Source organism: Kitasatospora sp. NPDC050463 (assembly GCF_040655255.1).
GTDB lineage: Bacteria > Actinomycetota > Actinomycetes > Streptomycetales > Streptomycetaceae > Kitasatospora.
The window spans coordinates 1-3,125 of record NZ_JBFAJO010000196.1; the positions used below are offsets into that span (position 1 = coordinate 1).

Annotated in this window: 3 protein-coding genes; all 3 read right to left on the bottom strand. The window is 66.8% G+C overall.

Going from position 1 to position 3,125, the window contains the following annotated elements; genetic code table 11:
- Positions 1-18: 18 nt before the first annotated feature.
- A complete protein-coding gene (locus AB0J08_RS41330) occupies positions 19-1,119 on the bottom strand; it encodes a phage minor capsid protein (RefSeq protein ID WP_360645269.1) in 1,101 nt (366 codons plus the stop codon).
- A 45-nt stretch (positions 1,120-1,164) separates the two neighbouring features.
- Positions 1,165-1,950, bottom strand: a complete 786-nt coding sequence (locus tag AB0J08_RS41335) for a hypothetical protein (protein ID WP_360645272.1) — start codon at positions 1,948-1,950, stop codon at positions 1,165-1,167.
- A 140-nt stretch (positions 1,951-2,090) separates the two neighbouring features.
- A complete protein-coding gene (locus AB0J08_RS41340; RefSeq protein WP_360645274.1) occupies positions 2,091-2,762 on the bottom strand; it encodes a hypothetical protein in 672 nt (223 codons plus the stop codon).
- Positions 2,763-3,125: the final 363 nt, after the last annotated feature.

Here is a 3,125-nt window from a genome sequence, read left to right on the forward strand (position 1 = left end):
GTGATGTGGAGTACGCGATCACCCGCGAGACCTGGGCTCAGCAGCGCGACCAGCAGTCATCACCAGAGCCGATCCACAGGTCTTGACAATAGCTCTGAGCCAGTCGACCACCCGCTGCTCGGCGACCTGCCGCGCCTCGGGCGTCGCGGCCGCCGCGGCACGGCGCTTGTACTTCCGGATCTGGCGCTCGATCGCGCGCTGCTTCTGCCCTGCCTCATACCCGGTGCCGCCGGACGGCTCCGGCGGCTCGGCCGTGGTGACGCCCGGGGTGAATGCGCTCAGGGAGTGTCGGCAGTTGGGGTGTTGGAGTCCGGCGCGGCGGGCCTGCTCGACGCTGCCGGCGACCCGCACGCGCACGGTGCGGCTGTCGTCGACGGCGTGTTCGACCTCGACCTCGCGCGGCCCGTCCGGGCCGTCGAGCGAGAGCACCCTGCCCTCCCACTTGCGGCAGAATGGGCACTCGTGCGGTGCGGTGGACACCTTGACGAGGTCGACGCCGGCGGCGCGTAGCCGGTCCGCCTGTCCTTCGACGGCGGCACGGCCGACGGCGGTCCGTACGGCCATCTCGGCATAGCTGGTCATCTGCCACGGCCGGCCCGACTTGTCGACGAAGGAGCGTAGGCCGCGGTCGGCGAACCGTTCCATGGCTCGGGCGGTGGCCTGTCGGCGGGTGTCGATGCCGAGCAGCGGCGTTGCGGCCACCTCGGAGACGACCTGCCGGTATCCGTCCTCGACGCCGCGCAGGATGCCGCGATGGGTGGCGGTGACGAGCTCGATCGTCTCGGCGGCGAGCCGGTCAACGGCGCGCCCGGCCGGGGTCGACTCCGCGATGCGCGCGGCGTCGACGTCGGCCAGGGCGCCGAGCTCGACGAGCCCGGTCCGGGCGTCGCGGTTGAACGCCTCGGCGACGACGTCGTGCACTTCGGTCGACATGGCAGTGCCGAGCGCGTCGACGAGCCCCTGCGCCGCACGGCGCAGGGGCTGCACGTCCTGCAGTTTGACGACGGCCCACCCGGGGGCGTCGAGGCCGTCGGCGATCTGGCGGGCGACGATGCCGAGCAGGCGCTGCTCGGCATCGTCGTACAGGGCCCGCACGCGGTCGGCGAGATCCTCAGCCATCCATGGGGAGACCGGCACGCGATCACCCCCAAGACTAAGGTGGTGCTATTCCTCGCTGGGCTGCGCGGGAATACTGGTTCCGCGCCTAGCCTCGATCACCGTAGACGAAATCTCTCCGGCCACAAGGGCTTGAACTACGAGGTCATTGCACTCTACGGCGCGAGCTATTCCTCGCCGGAACAAGACCCACGCTGCCGGAAGAATAATCAAAAAGGCTGGGGTCTGAAAATATGAGAGGCCCGCCGCGAGTCCGGTCAAGGCAATGGCGATGTTGCACCTAAAGTCAGCCTCTGCCGCATGGCGGTCGTGCTCAGAGAAAAGTTCACTGCTTGCCTTCATGAGCTGGAATCGCAGGTGGTCCAACTCCATGAGAGTTGCTTCCATCGCCTCGAAAACAGCTTCATCGCGACCGGTGCGCCGATCCTGCAGAATGCTTGATGGAGCACGACGAGCGTCGATAAAAGAGATGCCATGGATTGCCGATTTGGCATACGCCTTTAGATCCTGCCGAGCATCCCAACTTACCTTAGGCGCCTCGGTGCGCCAGGGTTCCCATGCGCGAATGGCGGGAATCTTGATGCGCGGAGCTGTCCGCACAAACTTTACCGCGACCGTGCTTCCAATTATGTACGCACAGAAAGAAGCTACGGCAATTAGGGCGGCTTGATCGAGGCGGCCGATCCCTTTGTAGAGCGATGCGAATACACCGGTAGCGCTATCGCGACTAGGAAGGTGATCGGCAGCGCAAAGCCAAATGGTTACGAGCCACACATAGCCGACGGCTAGCGGGGTGCGCAGCTCTCGTAAGCCTGGCAGCAGGTTCATCAGCATGGGGTGATGTTGTCAGGTCGGCTCGCCTGTTGACGCAAGGTTCGAAAAGTTCGCTGCATCGAATGACAAGTCTGGGCAGTGCAACCGTGTGCTCGCCGTTCGCCCCTCGGGCGACACCTGCCCCGAGGAGCCGCCCTTGGTCAACGGACGAAGTCGGGTACTGGGTCAGGAATAGCCTGCCCAGTCTCGGCGTGGATGCGTGCCACCTCAGCGGCGACCGCATCGGCATCCCACTCCGGATTGACCATGCGGACTTTGGTCTCGGTGCTGACGGCCTGTGCCTGGCCGAGCAGGGAGAGCGTCTGTGCCTGTGTCTGCGCGTCCGGGGCGACCGCCGGCCCGAATGCCACGGTCGGCCGCTCGGGGGTGAGCCGGGAGAAGCCGAGCGCGCGGTCGAGTTGCAGCATGGCCTCGACGATGTCGGCGATGGCCGGGGACGCGTAGTTAATCTTCGTCCTGCGGGTCACCATGCTGTCGTGCCCGCGGGCCAGGGTCTCTGTCGCGGTGGCGGCCGGTCCGCCGTCGAGCCCGAAGGTGGACGGGCTGTAGCCGGCGGCCTCGACGATCTGCCGCACGAGCGCGTCGGACGTCGACTTGTGCTCGGCTACCCGGATCGCGAATTGCGACATGGTGATGCCGGCGCCCGTGTCGGTCGGTGGGATGTCCAGCGTCGACCAGATCTCTTGGTCGTCGTCGAAACTGGCACCGGCGCCAGGGCCGCGGTTGCGCAGGTAGCCGGCGGGGACGATGAGGCGGGCGCGGGCGAGCCGGATGTCGCGCATCCAGCTCGACCACACCTCGTCGAGCGGCATCACACATGTCGCGTGCCGGGCCCTGCAGGTCCGAGCGGCCGAGCGGGCTCCCGCGGTGGGAGCGGTTGGGGCCGATGTTGGGCCAGTAGGCCGCGGTGAGAGCGGGGATACCGGTCTCGATCGCGCCGGACGGGCCGAGCGAGTCAACGACCGCGGCCGTGGTCGGGTGCTCCGTGAGGGGCACCCGACGGCCTAGGGCCTGTGTGATGTTGTGATCAATATTGCGATTTCATGTCCGCCCGTAGCTGGGATCCGGTAGGACTCTGTGTGTGACGCGCAGGCAACTCACCGACAGTCAGTGGGAGTTAATCGAGCCGTATCTGCCGATTGGCGAGTACGGCCCATACCCGGAGCGGTTGCGGG

What these genes read in the sequence shown, in the direction of transcription:
- AB0J08_RS41340 (WP_360645274.1), bottom strand. Translation starts at nt 2,762, where the DNA reads ATGCCGCTCGACGAGGTGTGGTCGAGCTGGATGCGCGACATCCGGCTC.
- AB0J08_RS41335 (WP_360645272.1), bottom strand. Translation starts at nt 1,950, where the DNA reads ATGCTGATGAACCTGCTGCCAGGCTTACGAGAGCTGCGCACCCCGCTA.
- AB0J08_RS41330 (WP_360645269.1), bottom strand. Translation starts at nt 1,119, where the DNA reads ATGGCTGAGGATCTCGCCGACCGCGTGCGGGCCCTGTACGACGATGCC.